Source organism: Noviherbaspirillum sp., from assembly GCF_035944575.1.
Taxonomy (GTDB): Bacteria; Pseudomonadota; Gammaproteobacteria; order Burkholderiales; family Burkholderiaceae_D; genus Noviherbaspirillum.
Map to the genome: position 1 here is coordinate 1 of NZ_DASZBA010000183.1, position 3,038 is coordinate 3,038.

Genomic DNA, 3,038 nt, shown 5'->3' on the forward strand with positions numbered 1-3,038 from the left:
GTTTTTCCTCTTATCAAATTACGCAGCAGGAAATGGATTTCTTGACAGATTAATCGAGACGAAATACAGTTCCATTTTAAATAGTTTAGTTCTGCACAGCAGAACTAAACGCAAAAATGAATTCGGAGTCGCGCATGTCACAGTCAAACCGTCCGCAACCTGATTCTCCTGACCTGACCATTGGATTGGTCGGATGCGGCGTGATGGGCCGCGGCATCGCACAGATTGCGGCGCTCGCCGGTGCGCAAGTCAGGCTGACGGATGCGCGTGAAGGCGCCGCGACGGCCGCTCGCCAGGAATTGATCGCCACCTTCGCCAAGCTGACGGAGAAAGGCAAACTCGACCAGGCCGCCGCCGCCAATGCCGCGGAACGGCTCTCCGCCTGCAACGGCATCGAGGACCTCGCCGGCTGCCATGTGGTGATCGAGGCCATTGTCGAGGACCTCGGCGCGAAGAAGTCGCTGTTCGGCACGCTGGAGGGCATCGTCGCCCCGGACGCGATCCTTGCCACCAATACTTCATCCCTGTCGGTCACCGCCATCGCCGCCGGGCTCAAGCATCCGGAGCGCGTGGTCGGCTTCCACTTCTTCAATCCGGTGCCGCTGATGAAGATCGTCGAAGCGATCGGCGGCCTGCTGACCGCGCCGGAAATCACCGATTTCATGCTGGCGCTCGGCAAGCACTGGGGCCACGCAGCCGTGCGCGCCAAGGACACTCCGGGCTTCATCGTCAACCATGCCGGCCGCGGCTACGGCACCGAAGGCCTGCGCCTGCTCGCCGAGGACGTGGTGACGGTGCCGGCGCTCGACGCCATCCTGCGCGACACCGCCGGCTTTCGTCTCGGTCCCTGCGAACTGCTGGACCTGACCGCGCTGGATGTGTCGCATCCGGTGATGGAATCGATCTACCACCAATATTACGAAGAACCCCGTTTCCGCCCGCAGGGCCTGACGCGCCAGATGCTCACCGCCGGCCTGCTCGGCAAGAAAGTCGGCCGCGGCTTTTACCGCTACGGCGCCGACGGCAAGAAGGAATCGATCCCCGAAGACCCGCCGAGCACCGCCCGCCCGACCAGCGTCTGGCTGAGCCGTGAACGGCCGCAGCTCGCCGAACGTATCGAACGTCTGATCGTCGATTCCGGCATCCCGCTGGAAACCGGCGAACTGCCGAGCGACGATGCGCTCTGCATCGTCACGCCGCTCGGCGATGACGCCACCACCTGCTGCGTGCGCGAAGGACTCGACGGCCGCCGCACCGTCGGCGTGGAAAGCCTGTTCGACCTCAGCCGCCGCCGCGTGGTGATGACGACGCCGGCGACCGATGAAAGCTATCGCGAGATGGCGCGCGGCCTGTTCGGCGCCGACGGCAAGGCGGTCAGCGTAATCCGCGACAGCGCCGGGCTGGTAACGCAGCGAGTGGTCGCTCACATCGTCAATATCGCCTGCGAAATCGCGCAGCAGGGCATCGCCGATCCGGCCGACATCGACCGCGCCGTGACGCTCGGCCTCGGCTATCCGATCGGCCCGCTGGCCTGGGGCGATCAGCTCGGCAGCGCGACCGTGCTCACGATCCTGACCAACCTCGAAGAACAAACCGGCGACGCCCGTTACCGCCCCAGCCCCTGGCTGCAGCGTCGAGCCCTGCTCGGACTTTCGTTACATCACAAGGAAATCTAAATCATGCTCGACGCTTATATCTACGACGGCCTGCGTTCGCCGATCGGCCGCCACGGCGGCGCACTCGCCGCTGTCCGTCCCGACGACCTGGTGGCGGAAGTCATGCGCGCACTGGTGGCGCGCAATGCCTTTCCGGCCGATTCGATCGAGGACGTCATCCTCGGCTGTACTAACCAGGGCGGCGAAGATGCGCGCAACGTCGCGCGCAATTCGCTGCTGGCAGCCGGACTGCCGGTGACGGTCGGCGGCCAGACCGTCAATCGCCTGTGCGCCAGCGGCCTGGCCGCGGTGATGGATGCGGCCCGCGCGGTTACCACCGGCGAAGGCGATCTCTACATCGCCGGCGGCGTCGAAAGCATGAGTCGCGCGCCGTTCGTGGTGGCCAAGGCGGAAGCCGCGTTCAGCCGCGAATTCAAGGTCTTCGATTCCACCATCGGCGCCCGCTTCCCAAATCCGAAAGTCACCGCCGAGTACGGCGCGCATACGATGCCTGAAACCGGCGACAACGTTGCCCATGAATTCGGCGTCACCCGCGACGACGCTGACGCCTTCGCGCTGGCATCGCAGATGAAATATCACGCCGCGCTGCAGGACGGTTTTTATAAGGAAGAAATTCTTCCGATCAGCGTGCCGACCGGCCGCAAGACGCCACCCATCGTGGTTGACCAGGACGAGCATCCTCGCCCGGAAACCACCGGCGCGACGCTGGCCAAGCTCAAGCCGCTGTTCGAGGGCGGCGTGGTCACTGCAGGCAATGCATCCGGCATCAACGACGGCGCTGCCGCGCTGCTGGTCGGCAGCCGCGCCGCCGGCGAGAAAGCCGGCAAGGCGCCGATGGTGCGCATCCTGTCGGCAGCCGTAGCCGGCGTCGAACCTCGCATCATGGGCGTCGGACCCGTGTATGCGATCCGCAAGGCATTGCAGCGCGCCAACCTGACGCTGGCCGACATGGACATCATCGAAATCAACGAAGCCTTTGCCAGCCAGGTGCTCGGTTGCCTGAAGCTGCTGGAGATCGGCTTCGACGACGCGCGCGTGAACCCCAACGGCGGCGCGATCGCCATCGGCCATCCGCTCGGCGCCTCGGGCGCCCGCCTCGCGTTGTCGGTGAGCAGGGAATTGCAGCGCAGGCAGGGCCGCTATGCGGTCGTCAGCCTGTGCATCGGCGTTGGCCAGGGACTGGCCGTCGTCATTGAACGTATTTAAAACCGGAGAACGATAATGGCATCATCGAAAGTGCAATTCCACTGGGACGACCCGCTGCTGCTGGACCAGCAGCTGACATCCGAAGAGCGCGCCGTGCGCGACGCCGCCCACGCCTACTGCCAGGACAAGCTGCAGCCGCGCGTCCTGGAAGCGTTC

Annotated in this window: 2 protein-coding genes and 1 pseudogene; all 3 read left to right on the top strand. The window is 64.8% G+C overall.

What is annotated here, in order from left to right; genetic code table 11:
* The first annotated feature begins 134 nt into the window (after positions 1 to 134).
* A complete protein-coding gene (locus VGU61_RS13635) occupies positions 135 to 1,676 on the top strand; it encodes a 3-hydroxyacyl-CoA dehydrogenase (RefSeq protein WP_326859690.1) in 1,542 nt (513 codons plus the stop codon).
* 3 nt (positions 1,677 to 1,679) lie between these two features.
* Positions 1,680 to 2,882, top strand: coding sequence for a 3-oxoadipyl-CoA thiolase (locus VGU61_RS13640; RefSeq protein WP_326859691.1), 1,203 nt, complete (start codon positions 1,680 to 1,682; stop codon positions 2,880 to 2,882).
* A gap of 15 nt (positions 2,883 to 2,897) precedes the next feature.
* Positions 2,898 to 3,038 (top strand): annotated as a pseudogene (locus VGU61_RS13645) (acyl-CoA dehydrogenase); the annotation flags it as partial.